Origin of the sequence: Pseudomonas sp. ICMP 10191 (assembly GCF_001467335.1) — a bacterium.
Taxonomy (GTDB): Bacteria; Pseudomonadota; Gammaproteobacteria; order Pseudomonadales; family Pseudomonadaceae; genus Aquipseudomonas; species Aquipseudomonas cerasi.
The window spans coordinates 1-1,463 of sequence record NZ_LKGW01000006.1 but is presented as its reverse complement, the minus strand read 5'-3'; the positions used below and the strand labels follow the sequence as shown (position 1 = coordinate 1,463).

1 protein-coding gene and 1 pseudogene are annotated in these 1,463 nt (G+C 57.3%); both read left to right on the top strand.

What is annotated here, in order from left to right; translation table 11 throughout:
• Positions 1-301: phage terminase small subunit P27 family (locus AO388_RS02260; protein WP_201786896.1), on the top strand; the 301-nt coding region annotated here is incomplete at its 5' end.
• Positions 302-1,463: pseudogene (locus tag AO388_RS02255) on the top strand (terminase large subunit); the annotation flags it as partial. It lies immediately after the preceding gene.

The window sequence follows — 1,463 nt, the reverse complement described above, 5'->3', positions numbered from 1 at the left end:
TCCCGAGCTTCTGCGTGAAAACGTGGTCGCGATAACTGATTTACACAACGTCGAAGCGTTCTGCGTTGCATACGACAACTGGCGAATGGCGCAGGAGTCAGTCCAGGCCCACGGCATCGTGGTTACTGGCGCCACCGGCGGACCGATGAAAAACCCGGCACTGACCGCGGCGAACGAAACGATGCGGCAAATGGTGACGTTCGGGTCGATGCTCGGCCTTGACCCAGCCAGCCGCACACGTCTGATCGGAGGAAACAAGGAAAAAGAGACCAACGAATTCGCCGAACTATTGAGATCCTGAATGGCCAAGTCCGCCCACCCCAACGTTGATAAAGCGATGGTGTGGGGTAGGTCTCTGCTACGTGGGAAAGTGCCAGCTTGTCGCTACATCCATCAGGCAGTGCAGCGCCATTTTGATGACATGGCAGCCAGCCGCAAGCGCGGGTTCAGATTCAAGTTCGATCCGGCGAAGGCTGAGAAAAAGCTCAAGCTGATGCAGTTGCTGCCACATACCAAGGGCGAGTGGGCTTTCAAGCGTCAACGCATCACGCTTGAGGGGTGGCAGCTGTTTGGGCTAGCCGTAACGTACGGTTGGGTCAAAAAGAAGGGGGGGCATCGCAGGTTCCGTGAAAGCTATTGGGAAGTGCCGCGCAAGAATGGCAAGTCAGTCGTAGCCGGTGGCGTAGGCATCTGCATGTTCGTTGCTGATGATGAGTACGGCGCCGAAGTCTATTCAGGCGCTACGACCGAGAAGCAGGCATGGGAAGTGTTCAGGCCCGCGAAGCTGATGGTGACGAAGTCGCCCAATCTGATTAAGGCGGCGGGTATTGAGGTCAACGCCTCAAACATGAACGTCCCGTCTGACTTCAGCCGGTTTGAGCCACTGATCGGCAACCCGGGTGACGGTGCATCACCCAGCTGCGCCATCATTGATGAATACCACGAACACCCAACCTCGGCCCAATACGACACGATGCTCACGGGCATGGGGGCTCGGCGTCAGCCGCTGATGTTCATTATCACCACGGCCGGCGCTGATATCGAAGGGCCTTGTTACGACAAGCGTCGCCAGGTCATTGAGATGCTGGAGGGCACTGTCCCAGACGATGAGCTGTTCGGCTGGATCTGGACGCTTGATGAGGGCGACGACTGGACCGACCCCAAGATGTTGGCCAAGGNACCTTCAAAACGAAGCACCTCAACCTGTGGGTGAGCGCCAAGTCTGGCTTCTTCAACATGCAGGACTGGAAGGCCTGCGAGGACACCTCCCTTACGCTTGATCAATTCGAGGGGCAAGAGTGGATCGCCGGTTTCGACCTTGCGCGAAAGCTGGACATGAACTCGAGGGCGCGCCTGTTTTGGAAGGTGATCGACGGAAAGACTCACTACTACAGCGTGGCTCCCAAGTTTTGGGTGCCATACGACACCGCTTATGACAGCGACAACAAGCGGATGTCCGAGCG